Here is a 20,746-nt window from a genome sequence, read left to right as displayed (position 1 = left end):
CCGCCCCGGTCACCCGGGGCGGAGCCAGAACAACCGTCTCAGTTCTTCTGCAGCGGCCGGTAGCGGATCCGGTGCGGCTCCAGCGCGTCCGGGCCCAGGCGCTTCTTCTTGTCCGCTTCGTAGTCCTCGAAGTTGCCCTCGAAGAAGAACGCCTTGCTGTCACCCTCGAACGCCAGGATGTGCGTCGCGATGCGGTCCAGGAACCAGCGGTCGTGGCTGATGACCACCGCGCACCCCGCGAAGCTGAGCAGCGCGTCCTCCAGGCTCCGCAGCGTCTCCACGTCCAGGTCGTTCGTCGGCTCGTCCAACAGCAGCAGGTTGCCGCCGCTCTTGAGCATCTTCGCCAGGTGCAGCCGGTTGCGCTCGCCGCCCGACAGGTCCTTCACCCGCTTCTGCTGGTCCTGTCCCTTGAACGCGAACCCCGCCAGGTACGCACGGCTCGGGACCGTGCCCGCCTTGCCCAGGTCGATGAGGTCCAACCCGCCGCTCACCTCCTGGAACACCGACTGCTCGCCCTGCAGCGCGTCGCGGCTCTGGTCCACGTAGGCCATCACCACCGTCTCGCCCACCTTCAGCTCGCCCCCGTCCGGCTTCTCCACGCCCGTCATCATCCGGAACAGCGTCGTCTTGCCCGCGCCGTTCGGCCCAATCACTCCCACGATGCCACCGGGCGGCAGCTTGAAGGTCAGCTCGTCGATGAGCAGCCGGTCCCCATACGCCTTGCGCAGCCCCTTCGCCTCCACCACCAACCCACCCAGCGGCGGACCCGGCGGAATCATCACCTCGCCCGTCACGTCGCGCTTCTGCTGGGACTGGTTGAACAGCTCCTCGTACGCCGCGATGCGCGCCTTGCTCTTCGCCTGACGCGCCTTCGGAGACGCCCGCACCCACTCCAGCTCGCGCTTGAGCGTCTTCTGACGGTGGCTCTCCGACTTCTCCTCCAGCTCCAACCGCTTCTGCTTCTGCTCCAGCCAGCTGGAGTAGTTGCCCTTCCAGGGCACGCCCTCGCCCCGGTCCAGCTCCAGAATCCACTCCGCCACGTTGTCCAGGAAGTACCGGTCGTGCGTGATGCACACGATGGTCCCCGTGTACGCCTTCAGCGCCTGCTCCAGCCACGCGACGCTCTCCGCGTCCAGGTGGTTGGTGGGCTCGTCCAGGAGCAGCAGGTCCGGCTTCTCCAAGAGGATGCGGCAGAGCGCCACGCGGCGCTTCTCACCGCCGGACAGCTTCGTCACGTCCGCGTCCCCCGGGGGCAGCCGGAGCGCGTCCATGGCCATCTCCAGCGTGCGGTCCAGCTCCCAGCCGTTCGACGCGTCAATCGCGTCCTGGAGCCGGCCCTGCTCCGCGAGCAGCTTCTCCATCTCCGCGTCGCTCATGGGCTCCGCGAACTTCGCGCTCACCTCATTGAAACGGTCCAACGCCTGACGGATCTCCTTCAGGCCCAGCTCCACGTTCCCCTTCACATCCAGGGTCGTGTCCAGCTGCGGCTCCTGCTCCAGGTAGCCCACCTTCACCGTGGGGTCCGGCTGCGCGACGCCGAAGAACTCCTTGTCCACACCGGCCATGATGCGCAGCAGCGTGGACTTGCCGGAGCCGTTGGGGCCAATCACGCCAATCTTGGCGCCCGGGAAGAACGACAGGTAGATGCCCTTGAGGATCTCCTTGCTGTTCTTGACCTTGCGCAGGTCCTGCATCGTGAAGATGAAATTCTGGGCCATCGCGGCATCCTAGGTGTCTGGCGAAACGTGAGCAGCCCTGAGCGGATACCAGGGAGCACCCACAGTCTCAAGACGAGAGCGCACCCTGCGTGTCCGCCTGGACGTCGCGCGTCACGCCCCCGGCGGTGCGGAAAAACGCCCGGCCGCTTGCCCAGCGAACCCCGGACGAAGGTGTTAGAGGAAGCGCCGCCATGTCCGAGCCCACGACCCCCGCCCTGGAGCTGCAGGGCCTCTCCAAACGCTACGGCGCCTTCACGGCGCTGCACTCGGTGGACCTCTCCATTCCCGCCGGGGAGATTTTCGCGCTGCTCGGCCCCAATGGCGCCGGCAAGACGACCCTCATCGGCAGCGTTTGCGGACTGGTGAAGAAGTCCGCGGGCACCATGCGCGTCTTCGGCAAGGACCTGGACCAGGACCCCGTGGGGCCCCGCTACCAGGTGGGCCTGGTGCCGCAGGAGATCAACTTCGACCCGTTCTTCTCCGTGGCCGAGTCCCTGCAAATCCAGCTGGGCTACTACGGCCAGCCCCGCAATGACGCGCGCGTCGACGAGGTGCTCACCGCCCTCAACCTCCAGTCGAAGAAGGACTCGCTCACGCGCGCCCTGTCCGGCGGCATGAAGCGCCGGCTGCTCATCGCCAAGGCCCTGGTGCACCGGCCCCGGCTCGTGTTCCTCGACGAGCCCACCGCGGGCGTGGACGTGGAGCTGCGCCGCGACCTCTGGACGTACGTGAAGAAGATCGCCAGCGAGGGCACCACCATCGTCCTCACCACGCACTACCTGGAAGAGGCGGAGGAGCTGGCGGACCGCGTGGGCATCATCAACGAGGGCCGCCTCCTGATGGTGGAGGAGAAGGCCACCATCCTGCGCCGCTTCGGAGAGAAGCGCCTCGTCGTCACCTTCTCCGAAGCCCTGCCCGCCATGCCCGAAGCCGGCCAGCGCTTCGCCGCGAGCCTGTCCCAGGACCGCCGCACGCTCACCTACGTGGAGCGCGAGAACTGCGCCCCCTCCGGCGAGCTGCTCCGGGCGCTCTACGCGGACGGGCTGCCCATCGCCGAGGTGGAGACGCGCCGCCCGCGCCTGGAAGACGTCCTCATCGAGATCCTCCGCGGCCGCCCGACCCAGGCCGCCTGAAACCCCCAGCTTCCGGAAAATCGCACCCACCCCATGAACGTCCTCGGGATGCAGACGCTGTTCGCGAAGGAGGTCCGGCGCTTCATGCGCGTGCCGGGCCAGACCATCCTGTCGCCCCTCATCAGCACCACGCTCTACTTCATCGTCTTCGGCTATTCGATTTCGGGCCGCGTGCACGAGGTGGAGGGCCAGCCGTACCTGCACTTCATCGTCCCGGGGCTCGTGTTCCTGGGCATCGCGAACAACGCGTTCCTCAACAGCAGCTCGTCCCTGTTCATCACCAAGATCCAAGGCACCGTGGTGGACCTGCTGGTGGCGCCGCTGGGGCCTGGCGAGCTGATGGTGGGCTTCATTGGCGGCGCGATGGTGCGCGGGCTGGTGGTGGGCCTGCTCACCTGGATTGTCGCGGCCGTGTTCTCCGGCTTCAGCCTGGAGCACCCGCTGGCGACGCTCTACTTCCTCCTGCTGTCCAGCTACGTGTTCAGCGTGCTGGGCATGCTCGCCGCCGTGTGGGCGGAGAAGTTCGAGCAGATCAACTTCTTCCCCACCTTCGTCATGCTGCCCCTCACGTTCCTGGGCGGCGTCTTCTACTCGGTGCGCGAGCTGCCCTCGCCCTGGAACCACATCAGCCTCTTCAACCCCATGGTCTACATGGTGGAAGGGCTGCGCTTCGGGATGCTGGGCAGCAGCCTCTTCTCCCCGCTCGTGGGCGGCGCCATCCTCGCGGCCACCGCCGCGGTCGCCACCGGCGTCACCTACGGCGTGCTGCGCTCCGGCTACAAGATGAAGGCGTGAGCAAGGGCCTGACTGCCCGCCCTCTCTACTGGCAGACAGTCGGGCGCCTCACTGCTGGACAGGCTCTCTGGCTTTTTGGAAATCGGCTGTTTCCTGCTCGGTGAGAAAGCGCGATATCCTCCGCGTGAAATGGCGGTCGCCTTCGGGAAATACGAGCTGCTGAGAAAAATCGCTTCGGGCGGCATGGGACAGGTGTTCCTCGCCCAGGAGCATGGGACGGGCTTCGAGCGGCTGGTCGTCCTCAAGCTCATCCTCCCGCACCTCGCCGAGGACGAAGAGTTCCTGGAGATGTTCCTGGAAGAGGCGCGGCTCGTCGCGCGCCTGTCGCACCCGAACCTCATCACCATCCTGGACCTGACGGAGATTGAGGGCCGGCACTGCCTGGCGATGGAGTACGTGCAGGGCGAGGACGTGCGGCGGTTGGATCGCACCGCGCGCAACCAGGGGCGCCCGCTGCCGGCGGGGCTGGTGGTGCGCATCATCGCGGACGCGGCGGCGGGCCTGTCGTACGCGCACGGCGCGCGTGACGGGCAGGGCCAGCCGCTCCAGTTGGTGCACCGGGACGTGTCCCCGCAGAACGTGCTCGTCGGCTTCGACGGAGGCGTGAAGGTCATCGACTTCGGCGTGGCGAAGGCGGCCACCAGCGGGCAGCAGACGGCGACGGGCGTGCTCAAGGGCAAGTACCCGTACATGTCCCCGGAGCAGGCCAACGGGCTGCCGGTGGACGGCCGCAGCGACCTGTTCGCGCTGGGCGTCGTGATGTGGGAGCTGCTCACGGGCAAGCGCCTCTTCAAGGGCGACACGGATTTGATGACGCTGCGGCTGGTGCGCGACTGCCAGATTCCGCCGCCATCACAGCTCAACCCGTCGCTGCCGCCAGGCCTGGACGACGTGCTGCTCAAGGCGCTGGCGCCCACGCCGGAGGGGCGCTACCCGGACTGCGCCGCGTTCCGGCTGGCGCTGGAGGACTACGCGCTCAACCAGCGGCTGCCCTCCAGCAGCGCGCACCTGGCCGCGTACCTGCGCGACCTGTTCGCGGAGCGCATCGCCGCCGAGTCCGACCCGTCGAAGCTGGACCAGCTCGCGGAGGACGCGGACCTGGACTCGCAGTCCAACGCGTCGCTCGAGGGTCCCCCCACGACGGGTGGGCGGGGCCCGGCCGCGTCACGCGCGTCGAAGCTGGTGGGGCCGCCGTCCCGTCCGCCCACGCGCGTGGGGCCGGATGCGACGCGAGGCACCGCCGCCCTCTCCACCGCGCCCGTGGCGAGGCGGCGCACGTGGCTCCCCTACGTGGTGGGCGGCCTCGCGCTGGTGACGGGAGGCGCGGCGGTGGTGATGCTGCGCGGCGCCGACACGCCCGTGAACGTGGCGACCCGGCCGACGGATGCGGTCCAGGCACCGGCGCGGCTCGCGGCGCCTCCGCAGCCCGGGCCCCCGAAGACGCCTGCCCAGAACGCACTGCCCCAGCCCGTGCAGTTGCTGGTGACGAGCGAGCCGCCCGGCGCCACGGTGCAGGTGGCGGGCGAGGAGCGCGGCACGACGCCCGTGGCGCTGCCTCTCTTGCCCGGAAGCCCTTCGGTGGCGGTGACGCTCGCGCTCAACGGCTACGAGCCGGTGACGCGGCAGGTGTCCGCGGCGGATGCGCCCACGGTGGCGGTGCCGCTGCAGCGTCGGGTGGTCCGGCCGCAGACCCGGAAGCCGCCCCCGTCTTCATTGGGCATCAAGACGGGGCGTTGAGGCGCCTCGTCCTGCCGCCGGTCCGGCTGGCACCCAGTGAACGCAGTGGCTTTCCCTGAGCGGGCACGGGCCGGAGTCCACGCGGCCCTGACGTCCGCCCCTCAGCCTCGCCGTCGGGACTCCGCCGACAAGACGATGACGTAGCCGTCCAGGTCGCGGACCCAGAACTCCCAGCGGCGCGAGTTCGGGTTCTCGTGGGGCGCCTCCACCCAGTCCACCTTCAGGGCTTGCGCCGCCTTCACCGAGGCGTCGAAGTCCGTGGTCTCGAACCACAGCAGCACGCCGTGGCCGTGGGGCGCCGAGTCCGGCCCCGTGAGGTTGGCGTGGTCGTCCAGGTCCCAGGCGTGGAGCTGCAGGAGGGGCTCGCCGTTGCTGACGAGCATCTCGTACTCGTCACCGCCGTGGGCGCTCTCACAGCCGAGGAGCTGCTGGTACCAGCGGCTGCTCGCGGCGACGTCGCGGACCGCCAGGAGGGGCTGCGCGCGGACCTGACGGGGCTTGCTGGGCATGGGGGCTCCGGTGACGTCGCGTCGCGAAGGCGGGGCGCATGAAGCAGCCCCGCCCCGCGCGCAAACGCGCTACCGCTTGAAGTGCTCCGCGATGACGCTCGCCACGCCGGCGGTGAGCTTCTTGCCGGTGGGGATGTGCAGGAACTCGTTGGGGCCGTGCGCGTTGCTGCCGGGCCCGAGCAGGCCCGTGATGAGGAACTGCGCCTCCGGGAAGCGCTCGCCCAGCATGCCCATGAAGGGGATGGTGCCGCCCTCGCCCATCGCCATCGCGGGCTTGCCGAAGCAGGCCTGGGACGCGGACTCCACCGCGCGCGACAGCCAGCCGGCCAGGGGCGGCGCGTCCCAACCCACGCTCGCCTTGTCCCCGTCGAACGTCACCTTCGCGCCGTAGGGCGGGTCCTTCTCCAGCACGTCCTTGAGCGCCTTCGCGGCCACCTTGGGGTCCACGCGCGGAGGGATGCGCATGGACAGCTTCAGCGTCGTGAAGGGGCGCAGCACGTTGCCCGCGTTGGCGAGCCCCGGCATGCCGTCCACGCCCGTCAGCGCCAGCGCCGGACGCCAGGTGCGGTTGAGCACCAGCTCCTCGCCGTCCTTCGTCACCGGGCTTGAGCCCTCCACCCAGGGGAACTTGCTGTGGATCTCCTCGCCCAGCGTCTGGGCCGCCGCCTTCGCCTGCGCGCGCCGGCCCTCCGGAATCTGCGTGTGCAGCGCGTCCACCTTGATGTGGCCCGTCTGCTCGTCCTCCACGCGCGACAAGAGCTGCCGCATGATGCGCATGGAGGACGCCACCACGCCCGTCGCGTCACCGGAGTGCACGCCCTCCGTGAGGATGTCCACGCGCAGGTTGCCGGCCACCATGCCGCGCAGGCTGGTGGTCATCCAGAGCTGATCATAATTGGCGCAGCCCGAGTCCAGGCACACCACCAGCGACGGCTTGCCGATGCGCGGCGCCAGCGCCTCGATGTACGCGGGCAGGTCGTAGCTGCCGGACTCCTCGCACGCCTCGATGAGCACCGCGCACCGGGCGTGCGGCACGCCCTGCTCCTTGAGCAGCCGCAGCGCGGACAGCGACGCGAACGCCGAGTAGCCGTCATCCGCGCCGCCGCGCCCGTAGAGCTTGTCGCCCTCGCGCACGGGCGTCCACGGAGACAGCCCCTCGCGCCAGCCGGTCATCTCCGGCTGCTTGTCCAGGTGGCCATACAGGAGCACGGTGTCGTCACCGCGCGTGCCCGGGACCTCCATGTAGATGACGGGCGTGCGCTCCTTGCCGTCCGGCGTCTTCAGCCGCACCACCTCCACCGTCAGCCCCGGCAGGTGCGCGGTCTGCGCGCGGCACCAGTCGAAGATGAGCTGGACGGCCTTCTCCATGTGGCCCGTCTTGACCCAGTCCGGGTCGAACGAGGGCGACTTGTTGGGGATGCGGATGTAGCGCTCCAGCGCGGGCAGGATCTCCTGCTCCCAGATGCGCTCCGACGAGGCGAGGGCTTGGTCGACGTTCATGGCGGCGCCATGCTGCCCACCCGCGCGCCCCGTGTCGATGGAAAGCCCCTGCCGGCCCCCCCGGTCGCCGGGCGCGCGGCCTGCCGTCGTGCGTCAGGCCGTCCCTCCCCCGGCTCTCCCAGAGGTGGGAGGGCCTACTCGCGCAGCTTCACCACCGCGGCCGAGGGGCCGTCCAGGCGCACGATGTTGCCCGTCAGCGGTGAGCCCTCCACGCTGCCGCCGAAGCGCGGGGACTCGCTCCACAGCACGATGCCCGCGCTCGCGTGCGGGGGCAGCGCGTGTACCAGCGAGCCCCGGATGTTGACGATGACGAGCACCGTGTCGCCCTCCGCGCGGCGCTCCAGCATCACCGCGTCCGGGCCCAGCGCGCGGGCGTCATGGGTGCCCTGGCGGTTCGTGAGCACGGGCTCCGAGGCGCGCAGGCGCAGCAGCTCCTTGTAGAGCCCCAGCACGCCCAGATGCTCCGGGCGCTCGGGTTCATTCCAGTCCAGCGTGGAGCGGGTGAAGGTGTCGCGGTCCTGCGGGTCGGGGACCTGTTCACCCTTGAAGCGCGAGAAGCCCGCGAACTCCTTGCGGCGCCCTTCCGTCACGAGCCTGCCCAGCTCCGCGTTGTGGTCCGTGAAGTAGAGGAACGGCGTGCGCGCGTTCCACTCCTGGCCCATGAAGAGCAGCGGCGTGAAGGGCGACAGCAGCAGCAGCGTGCTCATGGCGCGGAAGGCGGCCGGGGACACGTCCTCCGACAGGCGGTTGCCGAAGGGCCGGTTGCCCACCTGATCATGGTTCTGGATGCAGTGGACGAAGTGCCACGGGGCGAGCCCCTTGGAGGACGTGCCGCGCGCGTGGCCCAGGTTCCTGGACTTCTGGCCCTGGTAGAACCAGCCCTGGCGCAGCGTGGCCGCGAGGTCGTCCGCGCTGCCCGTGTAGTCCTGGTAGTAGCCCTCGTGGTCCCCCGCGAAGGCGCGCCGCAGCTGGTGGTGCAGGTCATCCGCCCAGACGCCATCCAGGCCGTAGCCGCCGTCCTTCACCGGCGTCACCAGCTTGCGCTCGTTGCGCTCGTCCTCCGCGATGACGACGACGCGGCGGCCGTTGGCAGCGGCGTGGGCGCGCTCGACGATTTCGGCGAGCAGGTGCGGCTGGCCGTCGTCCACGAGCGCGTGCGCGGCATCCAGGCGCAGGCCGTCCGCGTGGTAGTCGCGGATCCACATCTCCACGTTGGACAGCACGAGCGAGCGCACGAAGGGGCTGCCCTCGCTGTCGTAGTTGACCGCGTCGCCCCAGGGCGTGTGGTGGTGGTTCGTGAAGTAGTGGGGCGAGTACGCGCCCAGGTAGTTCCCGTCCGGTCCGAAGTGGTTGTAGACGGCGTCGATGAGCACCGCGATGCCGTGCGCGTGCGCGGCGTCGATGAGACGGCGCAGCCCCTTGGGTCCGCCGTAGGTGGCTTGCGGCGCGAAGAGGTCCACGCCGTCGTAGCCCCAGTTGCGCGCGCCGGGGAAGCTGGCCACGGGCAACAGCTCCAGCGTGTTCACGCCCAGCTCGCGCAGGTGCGTGAGCTTGGGGATGAACGCCTCGAAGGTGCCCTCCGGCGTGGCGGTGCCCACGTGCACCTCGTAGATGACCAGCGCCTGCGGATCCGGCCCCTTCCAGTGCAGGTCGGTCCAGAGGTGGTCGGCGACGACGACCTCCGACGGGCCGTGCACGCCCTGGGGCTGGGAGCGCGACCACGGGTCGGGGAAGGGGTCGCCGCCATCCAGGCGCAGCTTGTAGCGCAGGCCCGCGCCCTGCCCGTCCAGCACGCCGCCGAAGCAGCCCTGCGGCTCCGGGGTGAGGGGCAGCGTGCGCGTGACCTGGTCGTCCGCGCCGTACACCACGACGTCCACCTGCTGGTGCCCGGGTGCCCAGACGCGCCAACGCACCCGCCCGCCATCCTCCACCCAGGCGCCCAGCCGCGGCGCGAGGGAACGAGCTTCAGTCGATTGAGCCATGTGCGCCCCTGTAATGCGTGGGAGGGAAGGCGGGGAGCCTCGCGTGCTCCTGGAGGACATCGCTGTTCACGGGTGGACCTCCGGTCCAGCGTGAATGCGGACCGGCGGACGAAGGCCTGGGACGCCCGGCGGAGGGGCGGGAAGCCAGGGCCGAGGGCCAATGAACTCGTCACGTTCTGTTGCCGTCCCCCAATCCCCTGGGTAGGCTCAAGGAACCCGGAAGCCCCGGGAACCGGATTCCTTGACATTCATGTTTTGCGGAAATACTCAGACTGTCCGACATAGCGGCTTTCACTCCGGACAGGGTTCATGGCGAGGCAGCGACCAGCAGGGTTCGCGACGTGTTGGCGCTCGCTCGCGTTCCTGGGTGCGCTCGTGCTGATGGCGGGCTGCTCCACGCCGAACCCCAACGTCGGGGTGCGCCGACTGCCCAACGGCCTGCTGCAGGTGACCGGACCGCTCGCGGGTCCCTTCAAGTCCACGGCGGAGCTGGCCGGGAACGCCTGTGAACTCTTCACCCGGCAACCGGGTGCGTCGTCGGGTGTGTACGGGATTGAGTACTGCGCGTTGATTTATTACTCGAGCGCCGAGGACGGGTTCTTTCTCAGCCACCTGTCCGACATTCAGGGCGAGTCCAAGGGCGGGAACAAGTCCTGCCAGGTGCCCTCCAGCCTGGATGACCCGCAGCACCTGGATGCCATCATCCTGGGGAGAGGCCACAGCCATCCCCACAATCGGCGCTTCTCCCAGCAGGACCTGGGCGAAGAGCGCCGATGGGTTCCCACCCGGATCGCCGATTCGCGAACCGGAAAGGTCTTCCACCGGGAGCTGCTGCTCTTCTACCGGGAGAAGGCAGGCGAGTGCCGCGCCTACAAATACGACTACGCCGACCGTGTGGTGACCGCGCTCCGCGACGGTGCCTGGGTTCCCATTGGCGCGATCGTCAACGACCGGGGCGCCATCGAATACTACGACGGGCAGGACTGGACACCATGAATGAGCCCACGCGCTTGCGGCGACATGCGTCGGTCCTCGTCGGGCTCGCGCTTTGCGGTCTGGCACAGGGGTGCAGCTACTTCGGCTATTACAAATACGAGCGTCCGGAGCGCATTCCCAAAGAGGTCGGAGAACGCATCAGGGATCCTTTGACCTTCGTTGCCGCAGCCGAAATGGATGGTCCCACCCTGGCGGCGCTCCAGGTCGCGCTCGCGGATTACTTTCCTCCCGGCGCGAAGGCGTCCGGCAACGATGAATACCTCGTGCGCTGCTACAATCGCCGCGACACCTTCGACGTCCGGATCGAAAAGGTGAACGATGACCTGTACGTCATCCACTTCTCCGCCGACCTCGACCGCTGCGGCATGCCGCCGGGCTCCGTCGTGCTGGGCGCGGGCGCGACCTACCTCATCGACGGTCAGGGCCGCATCCTCGACATCCGCTAGGACTCCGAGGGGCCGCCTTCCGGATGGCTTGTCGCGCTCGGGCCCTGCCGGGATGATGGGGCGCTGTTCGCGTCGCCCCGTCCTGGAGAGTCACCGTGATGCCCCCCCGCCCCGAGCCCACCGCCTTCCCCGAAGGCCCTCCTGTCCAGGAGCGCGTGGCCGCGCTGGAGGTGCTGTCGCCCCAGGGCATCGACGCGCGACTGAGCGACCTGGGCTACCGCGGCCAGCCCGAGGCCCGCCGCGCTGCGGCCGTGCTCGCCTACCGCCACCTGCGCCGCATCCGCCGCGTGTACCTGGAGGGCATCCAGCCGGAGCCGGGCACCCGTGAGAACGCCCTCTTCCTGGGCCCCACCGGCTCCGGCAAGACGTTCCTCGTGGAGCTGATGTTCCGCGAAATCCTCGGCGTGCCCACCGTGCTGGCGGACGCCACCCAGTTCTCCGAAACGGGCTACGTGGGCGACGACGTCAGCACCCTGCTGTCCCGCCTCTACGAGGCCGCGGACCGCGACGCGGAGTGGGCCGCGTGCGGCGTCATCTGCATGGACGAGTTCGACAAGCTCGCCACCAGCCGCTCCGACAGCCGCTTCTCCGGCCAGCAGACCACCAAGGACGTCAGCGGCTTCGGCGTCCAGCGCAGCCTCTTGCACCTGCTCTCCGCGCCCAGCGCCACCTTCCCTCCGGACTTCGGCTTCACCAGCCGCATCCGCGCGGAGTCGCTGGACCTGGGCTGCCTCACCTTCATCGCCTGCGGCGCCTTCAGCGGCTTCCGGGGCACCGCCGAGCACATGACGCACGTGGAGCGCGTGGGCTTCGGCCGCGAGCCCGGCAAGGGCGGCAGCCGCGACGCGGAGTCCATCGCCACGCGCATCACCGAGGAGCACCTGGAGAACACCACCGCGTTCTCCCGCTACGGCTTCATCCCGGAGCTCATCGGCCGCTTCAACCGGCTGGTCTCCTTCGCCCCGCTGGACGCGGCCACCCTGGGCGACATCCTCCAGCACAACGTGCTGCGCACCTGGGAGCGTGAGTTCGAACACGAGGGGCTCCAGCTCCGAGTGGAAGCGGACGTGCGCGACTGGATTGTCGCCCGCGCCATCAAGCGCGAGACGGGCGCCCGGGGCCTGCGCACCGCCCTGGCCCCCATCCTGGAAGCGGCCGCCTACGAGCACTTCGGCCACGGCCGCGCCGCCACCGTGCGCCTGGTGCTGAAGGACGACGCCGTGCACGCCGTGCGCGACTGACGCCCCGTCGCCCTGTCCCGGGGTCGGGGGCAGCCGACATGGCGGGGCCCGCTCCGAGGGGCCCCCGACGCGACGGGGGAACAGGCCCGTCCTTCATGCGCGCGGCACACGCCTTACGGTTGAAGCACACGACGGCGCGCGGAGGCGGCTTCATGGCACACACCACCCAGGAAATACCGAGGGAGCAGTGGGCGAGCTATCTCGCCGGCATCACCCAGCGGATCCGCCACCAGCGGGTCCGCGTGGAGTCCATCACCCTGGAGTCCCTCAGCCTCGAGACCGGGGACCAGGAGATCGCCCGCAGCCTGCCGCTCGTGGAGATCTCCCTGGAGGGCAAGGGCAGTGACATGGGCGCGGTGCAGATCATCGCGGGCCACGGCGATGATGAAATCACCCACCGTGTGCTCGAACCGGAGCGCATCAGCGCGGAGCTGGACGCGGACAGCGGCGCGCTGGAGTGCCTGGAGATCGCCGAGCGCGGCAGCGGCAAGCTCCTCGTCTTCTTCGAGCAGGCGCTCGACGCGGACGCGCCGTCCATCCGCCCTTGAGGGGACGACAGGGGACGACGGACACCCCGGAACGACAACAGGGCCGACAGGAGCGAAGAAGCTCCCACCGGCCCCGTCGCATCCGGCCTTCCCTCGTGGCAGGACGCCGCGAGGGAGGACCCGACGTGTCAGCAGCTCAACGTGCTCACGGGTACAGCGCGCGGGCGCCCTGCTTGTCCAGGGTGGTCAGCACGAGGTCGCCCGTCTGGGTGCCGTTGCACTGGGGGTAGTGCATGACGGACGCGCGGTCGTAGGTGCTGGTCAGCGCGCGCCACTGGGAGTCCTCGTAGCAGCCGGACGCGGTGGAGCGGGTGTGCTCGTGACGGAAGCCCAGCGTGTGGCCCAGCTCGTGGCGGATGACGCCCGTGAGGCTCCACGCGCCCGTGCTGGTGAACGCGCTGCTGTTCACGAGCACGTTGCGGCCGGAGCGGGACGAGTTCGGGAAGAACGCGCGCGCCACATAGGACTGGCCGCTCACCGGACGCACGTCGAACAGCACGCCGGTCTGGCTGGCGGTGCAGGACGCGTCGTACTGGGAGAGGTACGTGAAGTTGACGTTCGCCGTGGCCTCCCAGGCCGCCGTCGCGCTCGCCATCGCGTTGACCATCTTGGTCTTGTTGGCGCCGAAGTTGTTGCTGATGCAGTAGGTCAGGTTCAGCTTCTGCGTGGAGCTCCACTTGATGTCGCCGCCGATGTAGTACACGGCGAGGCCATCCTGGGACTTGCCCAGCTCGGCCTGGACGACGTTCTGGAAGTAGGCCGCCAGCTCCTCCTCGGACTCCAGCGCCTCGTCACCGTTGACGATGATCTTCCCGCCCTCCCACGGCTCGCGGTAGGCGTTCGCCTGGAACTCTTCCCACGTCTGCTTCGGCTCGGAGTCCTGCTGGGTCTCAGGACCTCCACAGGCAGCACCGAGCATCGACACACCGGCCAGCATCGCAACAGAGCGGAACTTGAGCATTGGAAGTTCTTCCTCAGTCCTACGGGAGATGCGCCCCTTCCGCCTGGCCTTCCCGCCAGCCGCGAAAGCGCGCACCGGCCCACTGAGCAACTGTCGGGCCAAGCTTCTGAAAAACCTTTTCAGAGGAGAAAATCCGGAAACGCGGGATGTCTGGAGCAGCATCGCTCCAAACTCCCGCGCCCCCATCGTCACGTTTCGTGACACAATCGCCACGAAACCCGCTGAATCACAGGGCTTTTACAACCACCATCAGCCCGTCCGAGAAAGAGACAGGGCAGTGTCCTGATTCCGGGCACCGTCCTGGGATTTCTCAAAACCCTAGAGAATGGCGCGACGCACCTTCCAGTACGTCTCCTTGGCCATGCGGAAGGCGCCGGAGTCGGCGGGCAGCAGGGTGCGCAGCAGCTCCGCGGATTGCGTCTGCAGGGGGCGCACGCAGTGGGCATCCAGTTGGTGGCGCAGGTACCCGAGCATGTCGCGACTCTTGTACTCGTTGAAGTAGTCGCGCAGCTGGTGGGCGGTGCGGGCCTTGCCGTTGTCCGCGTACTTGGCCACGTAGGGGCTGAAGTCCGGATAGAGGCTGCCCTTGCCGAAGCCGCCGTGGACGGTGGTCTTCATGAAGTTGCCGATGAGCAGGTCGTCGAACACCTGGTACTTCACGGCGGTCATCAGCGAGTTGCGGGGCGCCTCGAAGGTGATGCCCTTGTCGAAGCGGCGCTTGTTGAACTCGATGACGTGCTCCCTGCCGCCCACGCGGAAGCGCAGGAAGTCCATCACGGTGCCCAGGTGTTCGACGGCGCGGAAGTACTGCTCCAATTGCTTCACCTCATCCGCGTCCAGGCACTCGCGCCAGTCGTCACCGAACTCCTTCGGATCCACCGGGGTGAGGGTGCGCTCCTTGGGGTTGATGGACACCGAGGAGTCGTTGGTGAAGTCGTGGCGCAGGAAGGCCGGGAGCATCTGGCAGGTGGTGGAGTGGAAGCCCCGGGCGTAGTCGGGCAGCGTGGTGGTGTACTCGGAGGCCCAGACGCTGTCGGCGCGCTGGTACTTGTGCATGGAGCTGAAGGGGACGAAGTAGCGCACCCCGTACAGCTCCGCCTGCCGCGCGATGGTCTGCCCCACGGGCGTCTTCGCCGCCGCGTACGGGAGGATGCGGTCCCCGTCCTCGGTGAAGAAGTTCATCATGTCCGCGTCGCCGTAGCCGGACAGGGCCAGGAGGAACGTCTCGTCGTACTCCTTGATGACCCGGCGCACGAAGCGGCCCTGGCCGCGGTCACCGGAGTCGTTGAGGTTGACGAGGAGCCGCCCGCCCACCTCCACGAGCAGCACCGCGTCCTGGTTCACGTCCGGGATGCACAGCACGCGGATGCGCGGGGACAGCCGCGTCCACTCGCGGTCCGCCATCACCTGGACGCGGAAGCCCGCCTCGCGCAGGTCATCCCGCATGCGGTGGCCCACGTGGTTGGGCACGAGCAGCGTGCGTGAGCGCAGCTTCTCCAGTGACTCCAGGCTGAGGTGATCCGGGTGGCCATGGGAGAGCCACACGTAGGTGCAGTCGCGGATGGACTGGCGCTGCTCGTCCGGAATCTCGTGCGACAGCGTCCAGCTGCCGAAGTACGCCGTGCCGTCCGTCCAGGGGTCGGTGACCAGCACCGGCCCGTTGTCGTGACAGATGAGTGTGGCGTTCCCAATCGTCTCGAAGCCCAGCTCCATCGTTGCGCCCCCCTTGAACCCCCACGTCGCCCATGCGCGTGTTGGGTGAGAAGGTGGCACCCGCCCCTCCGCCTACAAGCTTGGGCAACAACCTTCATGCCCGGCCGGTCGCTGGCCACGCCTGCAGCCCAGGAAGAGGCTTTCCCTTGTCAGGCGGTTCGCGCGCCGTGCCGAGGCCGGACGCGGGCCCTACCGGACGACGAGCTTGCCCACGCCGTGCCGGTCATCGCGGTGCACGGTGCAGTAGAAGGTCACGAAGGTGCCGGGGGCCGCATCCGCGGGCACGGTGAACTCGCGCTCGCCCATGACGAACTCCCCGGTGTCGAAGCCGACGTTCTCCACCGCGCCGGGCATCAGGTCCGCGGAGGACGGAGAGGACGTCGCCGAGTGCGCCGCCGTGTCCAGGTTGCGCACGCGCACCGTCTCACCCGGCGCCACCTGGAGGTTGTTGGGCATGTAGTCGAAGTCCGCGATGGTGAGGAGGGCGTCCCCGTCCATCGGGCCGCACGCCGCCGTCGCGAGGAACGTCCCCAGCGCCCAGCCCCTGCTCATCCGAGTCCGCCGCATGCCGTCCCCTCCCGTGAGGCCCTCCGGGAACGGGTACACCTCCCGTGCGGGCGCTGGGAGCCCGGGAGCCCCGGGGGTGCCCAGGCCTGTCCGCCGCGCGACATGACAGAGCAGGCGGCGCGGGTGTCCGGCCGGTGTCCGGCCGGTGTCCGGAGGTGGACGCGGCTAGCGACGGCGGGACACGAGCGAGAGGATCTGCGGGCCGTAGCGCTCCGTGAGGGCGGGGCCTACGCCGTGGATGGACATCAGCTCCGCGCCGCTGGAGGGACGGGCGCTCGCGATGGCGTCCAGCACGCGGTCGGTGAGGATGCGGAAGGCGGGCACCTTGCGCTTGCGCGCCTCGGTGAGCCGCCACGCCTTGAGGGACTCCACCAGCGCGGGAGCGGCCTCCGGCGCCCCGTACCCGGCGTCAGGCGACTGGCGACTTGCGTTCCAGGACGCGCGAGGGCCCGCGGAAGGCGCCTCGGTGGGACGTGCCTTCCAGCCGGACCGGCCCGGAGCGGGCACGCCGGTTCCGAAGTCCTGCGGCGCGAAGTCCGGATCCTCCCGGTCCACGCGCGGGGACTGCCACGGTTCGGCGCGGCCACTGGCGGCGCGCCGCGTCCCGGTGCCGGGGCTCGCGCGCTTGCCGCGGCTTCGGGGAGCGGCGTCCGCGCTGGTGCTCGCGCGCTTGCGCGTGGGGCGCTTCGCGGCCCCGGCGGTGGCGCGGCCGCGGCGCTTCTTGGGGGACTCCTCGCGCGCCTGCGGGAGCACCACCTGTCCGGGCGCGATGACGCGGGCGCGGCGGCCGGTGTCCGTCAGCGACAGCCGCTGGAACAGGATGACCTGCCCGTCCTTGTCGAACGAGTCCGAGTCCAGGCGCACCAGCCCGGAGCGCACGAGCCCGCCCACCAGCCGCTCGAAGTCGCGCCGGTGGAGCGCTTCCCCGAACAGCTCCCGGTGGAGTCGCCCGGTGGCCTGGCCGTCGCGCGCGTGCAGGGCCTCCAGGATGCGGCCCAGCGCGTGCGCCTCCATCGCCGAGGGCTCCTCGAAGCGCACCACCGCGCACGTCTCCGGCGCGCACACGTCGCACAGGCCGCACGCGGCGCCGGAGTCCTGCACGTCGCCGAAGTGGGCGACGAGGTGCCGCATGCGGCAGCCGTGCGCCTCCGCGTAGCGCCCCATCTGCTCCAGGTGCAGCTGCTTGCGCTCGCGCTGCGCGATGTACTGCACCGCCCAGCCCGCGCGGCCGCGCCGCACGTCCTCGTCCGGCGTCATCTCCACGCCGCCGTGGATCCACAGCTGCTCGAGCGCCTTGTCGAACACCTCCGGGTCCCCGCGCACGCGGGCCTGGAGGGAGGCCTTGGGCTCCAGTTCGTTGGAGGTGGCCTGGTAGAGCCGCTCCAGCACGGTGGGGTCCGGGTAGTCGCGGCGGTGGAAGAACTCGTGCGTGCGCCGGTCCACGAACGCGTGCAGCAGCACCGCGCGCGAGTCCTTCCCGTCGCGGCCCGCGCGCCCCAGCTCCTGGTAGTAGCCCTCCAGGCTGGCCGGCAGCGCCGCGTGGATGACGGTGCGCACGTCCGCCTTGTCGATGCCCATGCCGAACGCCGTCGTGGCGACGATGACCTCCAGGTGCCCCTTGAGGAAGGCGGCCTGGATGCGGTCGCGCTCCGCGGGCTGGAGGCCCGCGTGGTACGGCGCGGTGTGGAAGTCGTGGGCGAGCAGCTCCGCGTACTGCTCCGCGTGCTTGCGCGTGGACGCGTACACGATGGCGGGCCGGTGCTCCGGGTTGCGCAGGAGCGTCAGGATGGCGTCGCCGCGCGCGCCCGGGTTCAGCTCCCGCACCTCGATGGCGATGTTCGTGCGGCGGAAGCCGTGGATGAACGTGTGCGCGGCGCCGCCCGTGGAGCTGCGCAGCCCCAGCTGCTGGACGATGTCGCGCTGCACGTCCGGCGTCGCGGTGGCGGTGAGCGCCACCACGGGGGCCGGGCGCAACAGCGGAAGGCGCGAGCCCAGCAGCCGGTAGTCCGGACGGAAGTCATGGCCCCACTGCGAGATGCAGTGCGCCTCGTCGATGGCGATGAGCGCGGGCGTGCGGCGGGCCAGGAACTCACCGAAGCCGGGGACGCCCAGCCGCTCGGGCGCGATGAAGAGGAAGTCCAGCCGGCCTTCCAGGTACTCGGCGCACACCTGCCGGGACGCGGCCCGGTCGCGGCCGGAGTGGATGCGGTCGGCCGCGAACCCCAGCGACTGGAGCCGCAGCACCTGGTCCTCCATCAGCGCGATGAGCGGGCTGACGACGAGCGTCGTGCCCGCGCGCGCGAGCCCCGGCAGCTGGTAGCACAGCGACTTGCCCGCGCCCGTGGGCATCACCAGCAGCAGGTCCTCGCCGGACGTGGCCGCGCGGCACACCTCTTCCTGGTACGGCCGGAATTCAGGGAAGCCGAACGCCTGCTTCAACAGGCCCCGCAGCTGATCCGGCGGAGTGGGCGCGCGATGCACCCGCTCCGGCCGCCCGCTGCCCATGTTCACGCCCTGCGGCTGCTTCCGCGCGCGGCCGAAGCCGTCCGACGAGGCCTGCACGAACGCGGACCGCACCTCCGCGGAGGGCAGGTTGGGAGGCTGCTCCCGGACCGGCGGAGGCATGGGCCGCGAGGCGGCCACGGCGGGCCCGGAAGCGCCTCGCACCATCCCCGAAACCGCCGCCGCACCGTCACGCGCCGCACCGGAGCGCGCTTCGAGGGCACCGTGCCCGGGAGCGTCCGCGGAGACAGGGACGCCTTCCCGTGCCCGGAAGAGCCCTTCGGCGGCGCCCTGTGCGGGGTGCTGTCGCGCGGCCTCGAAGCGGCCATTCACGGGGGCCTGTCCGCCCGCGTGGGCAGCAGGGCCTCCCAGGCGTCCGGAGTCCGGGGGGCGGGCGGCGGTATGCCCGGCGCTGCTCCGACTCGTGGGCACGGCACCGGCCTCCACGGGCGGCAGGGACCGCGCGCCTCCGGAAGCGCCCGCGGGCACCGGGGTCGGCGGCAGCGCCGTGGGCGCCTGCCCCACGACCTCCCGCACGTAGGCCTCGATGCCGCTCAGGAACGAGCCCAGCTCGCCCTGGCCGCGCTCGATGCGCTGGAGCCACGCTTCCCACTGGCCCGTCATCACGGGGGACTTCACGTCCGGGTGCACCACCTGGATGAGGTGGATGCCCTTGTCCGTGGCCTCCAGCCGCTTGCCCTGGCGCACGAGGTACTCGCGCTCCAGCAGCACCTCGATGATGGAGGCGCGCGTGGCGGGCGTGCCCAGCCCCGTGTCGCGCATGGCATCCGCCAGCTCCTTCTCGTCGAGCGTGCGCCCGGCCGACTCCATCGCCGTCAGGAGCGTCGCTTCGGTGAAGCGCGGCGGCGGGCGCGTGCGCTTCTTCACCCCCTCCACGTCCTCCACCGTCTGCGCCTGTCCGCGTAGCAGGCCCGGTGGCAGGTCCTGCGGCTCGTCGTCCGGCTCCTCGTCCTTGTCCCTGTCCTTGTCGCCGCCCTTGCGGCCGTCCGCGCGGGGACGCGGCGCCTTCTGCCCGCCGCCATGGTCCAGGACCTTCCACCCCACGCGCTCCACCTGCGTGCCCGCGCTGTGGAAGCGATCCACGACAGGCCCGGCGTCCCCCTTCGACGTCACCGCGGTGATGACCGTGGTCACCTTCCAGACGTGGTCCTCGTGCCACGCCTGGAGCACGCGCCGACACACGAGGTCGTAGAGCCGCTGCTCGTCGGGCGACAGCCGCACCCCGTCCGGAGACGTGGGCGTGGGGATGATGGCGTGGTGGTCCGTCACCTTCGCGTCGTCCACGTAGCGCTTGCCCAGGGGGCGCACGCCGGTGCCCGGCGCCAGGTCCTCCGCGTACGGCGCCTGGATGGCGCGCACCACCTCCGGCAGCGTGTCCGCCACCGACTCCGACAGGTGCCGGCTGGCGGTGCGCGGGTAGCTCAAGAGCTTGTGCTTCTCATAGAGCGCCTGCGCGACCTCCAGCGTGTGCTGCGCGCTGAAGCCGAACAGCCGGTTGGCGTGACGCTGCAGCTCCGTCAGGTCGTAGAGCAGCGGCGGCGGCATCCGCTTCGTCTCCGCGTCCAGCGACTCCACCGCCGCGAGCCCGCCGCGCACGCGGTCGATGATGCGCCCCGCCTCCACGCCGTCCGCGTCCAGGCGCCGCGCCTCGCGCACGCTGTCGAAGCCGGGGGGAATCACCGGCTTGCCGTCCGGCCCCGAGCGGAACCACGTGCCCTGGTAGCGCGTCCCCGCTGGCGCGCCCTTGCCGCGCGGCGCGAAGGTGGCGACGACCTCCAGGTAGTCGCGGGGCACGAAGTCACGGATGGCCAGCTCGCGCTCCACCACCATGGCCAGCGTGGGCGTCTGCACGCGCCCCACTGACAGCATGCTGCCGTAGGTGCCGCTCGCGAGCGTGTAGAGGCGCGACAGGTTCATGCCCACGAGCCAGTCCGCGCGGCTGCGCCCCATGGCGGCGTCCGCCAGCGGCGCGTAGGCCCGGCCGTCCTTGAGCTGCTGGAAGCCGTCGCGGATGGCGCGCTCGGTGAGCGACGACACCCACAGCCGCCGCACCGGCTTGCGGCACCCGGCGGCGTCGTAGATGTAGCGGAAGATGAGCTCGCCCTCGCGCCCCGCGTCGGTGGCGCACACCACGGACGCCACCTCCGGCGCGTTCATCACCCGGCGGACGACCTCGAACTGGTCCTTCGTCTGCGGCGACACGACGAGCGGCCAGTCCTCCGGCAGCATGGGCAGGTGCGAGCGGTGCCAGCGCTTCCGCCTCAGCAAGCACCCGCTGACGCTCGGCCTCCGCATCCTCAAGGGCACGCGCGAGCCGCGCTTCTTCCTCCGCCCGGATCCGCGCAACGGCTTGCGTCCGCTCGGCCTCCGCGTCCGC

General features: G+C 70.2%; 16 protein-coding genes. 8 read left to right on the top strand and 8 right to left on the bottom strand.

From position 1 onward, the window contains the following. Window positions 1–38: 38 nt before the first annotated feature. Window positions 39–1,718, bottom strand: coding sequence for an energy-dependent translational throttle protein EttA (ettA, locus tag D7X12_RS18710; RefSeq protein WP_120626632.1), 1,680 nt, complete (start codon window positions 1,716–1,718; stop codon window positions 39–41). A gap of 191 nt (window positions 1,719–1,909) precedes the next feature. On the opposite strand from ettA, the gene D7X12_RS18705 reads away from it, so the two are divergent. The 3 genes from D7X12_RS18705 to D7X12_RS18695 all read left to right on the top strand — a co-directional run bounded on the left by D7X12_RS18705 (window position 1,910) and on the right by D7X12_RS18695 (window position 5,383). After that, window positions 1,910–2,851: an ABC transporter ATP-binding protein gene (locus D7X12_RS18705; RefSeq protein ID WP_120626631.1), complete on the top strand. Its 942-nt coding sequence runs from the start codon at window positions 1,910–1,912 to the stop codon at window positions 2,849–2,851. A gap of 33 nt (window positions 2,852–2,884) precedes the next feature. Then, window positions 2,885–3,646 (top strand): ABC transporter permease, encoded by a 762-nt coding sequence (locus tag D7X12_RS18700; RefSeq protein WP_120626630.1) that lies wholly within the window; start codon window positions 2,885–2,887, stop codon window positions 3,644–3,646. 129 nt (window positions 3,647–3,775) lie between these two features. Further along, window positions 3,776–5,383, top strand: a complete 1,608-nt coding sequence (locus D7X12_RS18695; protein ID WP_120626629.1) for a serine/threonine protein kinase — start codon at window positions 3,776–3,778, stop codon at window positions 5,381–5,383. 101 nt (window positions 5,384–5,484) lie between these two features. On the opposite strand, the gene D7X12_RS18690 is transcribed toward D7X12_RS18695, so the two are convergent. The 3 genes from D7X12_RS18690 to treZ form a co-directional block, all read right to left on the bottom strand. Beyond that, a complete protein-coding gene (locus D7X12_RS18690) occupies window positions 5,485–5,892 on the bottom strand; it encodes a VOC family protein (RefSeq protein ID WP_120626628.1) in 408 nt (135 codons plus the stop codon). Window positions 5,893–5,961: 69 nt separating this feature from the next. Then, the gene (locus D7X12_RS18685) at window positions 5,962–7,392 is read right to left on the bottom strand and encodes a M20 family metallopeptidase (RefSeq protein ID WP_120626627.1); all 1,431 of its coding nucleotides are present in this window, start codon (window positions 7,390–7,392) and stop codon (window positions 5,962–5,964) included. 134 nt (window positions 7,393–7,526) lie between these two features. After that, window positions 7,527–9,374 (bottom strand): malto-oligosyltrehalose trehalohydrolase, encoded by a 1,848-nt coding sequence (gene treZ / locus D7X12_RS18680; protein WP_120626626.1) that lies wholly within the window; start codon window positions 9,372–9,374, stop codon window positions 7,527–7,529. A 309-nt stretch (window positions 9,375–9,683) separates the two neighbouring features. On the opposite strand from treZ, the gene D7X12_RS18675 reads away from it, so the two are divergent. From D7X12_RS18675 to D7X12_RS18660, 4 genes are all read left to right on the top strand, one after another. Beyond that, on the top strand, window positions 9,684–10,370 hold the full coding sequence (locus D7X12_RS18675; protein WP_244224630.1) for a hypothetical protein: 687 nt from the start codon (window positions 9,684–9,686) through the stop codon (window positions 10,368–10,370). Beyond that, complete coding sequence (locus D7X12_RS18670) at window positions 10,367–10,816, top strand: hypothetical protein (protein ID WP_120626625.1); 450 nt, start codon at window positions 10,367–10,369, stop codon at window positions 10,814–10,816. The genes D7X12_RS18675 and D7X12_RS18670 overlap by 4 nt, the downstream gene beginning before the upstream one ends. A gap of 98 nt (window positions 10,817–10,914) precedes the next feature. Beyond that, the gene (locus D7X12_RS18665; RefSeq protein WP_120626624.1) at window positions 10,915–12,057 is read left to right on the top strand and encodes an AAA family ATPase; all 1,143 of its coding nucleotides are present in this window, start codon (window positions 10,915–10,917) and stop codon (window positions 12,055–12,057) included. Window positions 12,058–12,209: 152 nt separating this feature from the next. Further along, complete coding sequence (locus tag D7X12_RS18660) at window positions 12,210–12,605, top strand: DUF5335 family protein (RefSeq protein WP_120626623.1); 396 nt, start codon at window positions 12,210–12,212, stop codon at window positions 12,603–12,605. Window positions 12,606–12,750: 145 nt separating this feature from the next. Here the strand turns inward: D7X12_RS18660 and D7X12_RS18655 are convergent, their stop codons facing one another. The 4 genes from D7X12_RS18655 to D7X12_RS18640 form a co-directional block, all read right to left on the bottom strand. Then, complete coding sequence (locus tag D7X12_RS18655; protein WP_120626622.1) at window positions 12,751–13,566, bottom strand: M57 family metalloprotease; 816 nt, start codon at window positions 13,564–13,566, stop codon at window positions 12,751–12,753. Window positions 13,567–13,884: 318 nt separating this feature from the next. Then, window positions 13,885–15,279, bottom strand: coding sequence for an MBL fold metallo-hydrolase (locus tag D7X12_RS18650; RefSeq protein ID WP_120626621.1), 1,395 nt, complete (start codon window positions 15,277–15,279; stop codon window positions 13,885–13,887). Window positions 15,280–15,468: 189 nt separating this feature from the next. After that, window positions 15,469–15,831, bottom strand: a complete 363-nt coding sequence (locus tag D7X12_RS18645; RefSeq protein ID WP_120626620.1) for a cupredoxin domain-containing protein — start codon at window positions 15,829–15,831, stop codon at window positions 15,469–15,471. A 180-nt stretch (window positions 15,832–16,011) separates the two neighbouring features. Beyond that, window positions 16,012–20,511, bottom strand: coding sequence for a RecQ family ATP-dependent DNA helicase (locus D7X12_RS18640; RefSeq protein WP_244224634.1), 4,500 nt, complete (start codon window positions 20,509–20,511; stop codon window positions 16,012–16,014). On the opposite strand from D7X12_RS18640, the gene D7X12_RS44380 reads away from it, so the two are divergent. Beyond that, window positions 20,462–20,746 (top strand): hypothetical protein (locus D7X12_RS44380; RefSeq protein ID WP_244224635.1); only part of this gene is annotated, 285 nt, incomplete at its 3' end. The two genes, D7X12_RS18640 and D7X12_RS44380, sit on opposite strands and share 50 nt — an antisense overlap.

The sequence above is a fragment of the Corallococcus sicarius genome (genome assembly GCF_003611735.1).
GTDB classification, from domain to species: Bacteria; Myxococcota; Myxococcia; order Myxococcales; family Myxococcaceae; genus Corallococcus; species Corallococcus sicarius.
Note: the sequence above shows the minus strand (reverse complement) of the source record. Positions and strands in the feature narration are given on the sequence as shown.

Excerpts from the sequence above, each read along its gene's own strand:
- ettA (WP_120626632.1), bottom strand. The coding sequence starts at position 1,718 with ATGGCCCAGAATTTCATCTTCACGATGCAGGACCTGCGCAAGGTCAAG.
- D7X12_RS18705 (WP_120626631.1), top strand. The coding sequence starts at position 1,910 with ATGTCCGAGCCCACGACCCCCGCCCTGGAGCTGCAGGGCCTCTCCAAA.
- D7X12_RS18700 (WP_120626630.1), top strand. The coding sequence starts at position 2,885 with ATGAACGTCCTCGGGATGCAGACGCTGTTCGCGAAGGAGGTCCGGCGC.
- D7X12_RS18695 (WP_120626629.1), top strand. The coding sequence starts at position 3,776 with ATGGCGGTCGCCTTCGGGAAATACGAGCTGCTGAGAAAAATCGCTTCG.
- D7X12_RS18690 (WP_120626628.1), bottom strand. The coding sequence starts at position 5,892 with ATGCCCAGCAAGCCCCGTCAGGTCCGCGCGCAGCCCCTCCTGGCGGTC.
- D7X12_RS18685 (WP_120626627.1), bottom strand. The coding sequence starts at position 7,392 with ATGAACGTCGACCAAGCCCTCGCCTCGTCGGAGCGCATCTGGGAGCAG.
- treZ (WP_120626626.1), bottom strand. The coding sequence starts at position 9,374 with ATGGCTCAATCGACTGAAGCTCGTTCCCTCGCGCCGCGGCTGGGCGCC.
- D7X12_RS18675 (WP_244224630.1), top strand. The coding sequence starts at position 9,684 with ATGGCGAGGCAGCGACCAGCAGGGTTCGCGACGTGTTGGCGCTCGCTC.
- D7X12_RS18670 (WP_120626625.1), top strand. The coding sequence starts at position 10,367 with ATGAATGAGCCCACGCGCTTGCGGCGACATGCGTCGGTCCTCGTCGGG.
- D7X12_RS18665 (WP_120626624.1), top strand. The coding sequence starts at position 10,915 with ATGCCCCCCCGCCCCGAGCCCACCGCCTTCCCCGAAGGCCCTCCTGTC.
- D7X12_RS18660 (WP_120626623.1), top strand. The coding sequence starts at position 12,210 with ATGGCACACACCACCCAGGAAATACCGAGGGAGCAGTGGGCGAGCTAT.
- D7X12_RS18655 (WP_120626622.1), bottom strand. The coding sequence starts at position 13,566 with ATGCTCAAGTTCCGCTCTGTTGCGATGCTGGCCGGTGTGTCGATGCTC.
- D7X12_RS18650 (WP_120626621.1), bottom strand. The coding sequence starts at position 15,279 with ATGGAGCTGGGCTTCGAGACGATTGGGAACGCCACACTCATCTGTCAC.
- D7X12_RS18645 (WP_120626620.1), bottom strand. The coding sequence starts at position 15,831 with ATGAGCAGGGGCTGGGCGCTGGGGACGTTCCTCGCGACGGCGGCGTGC.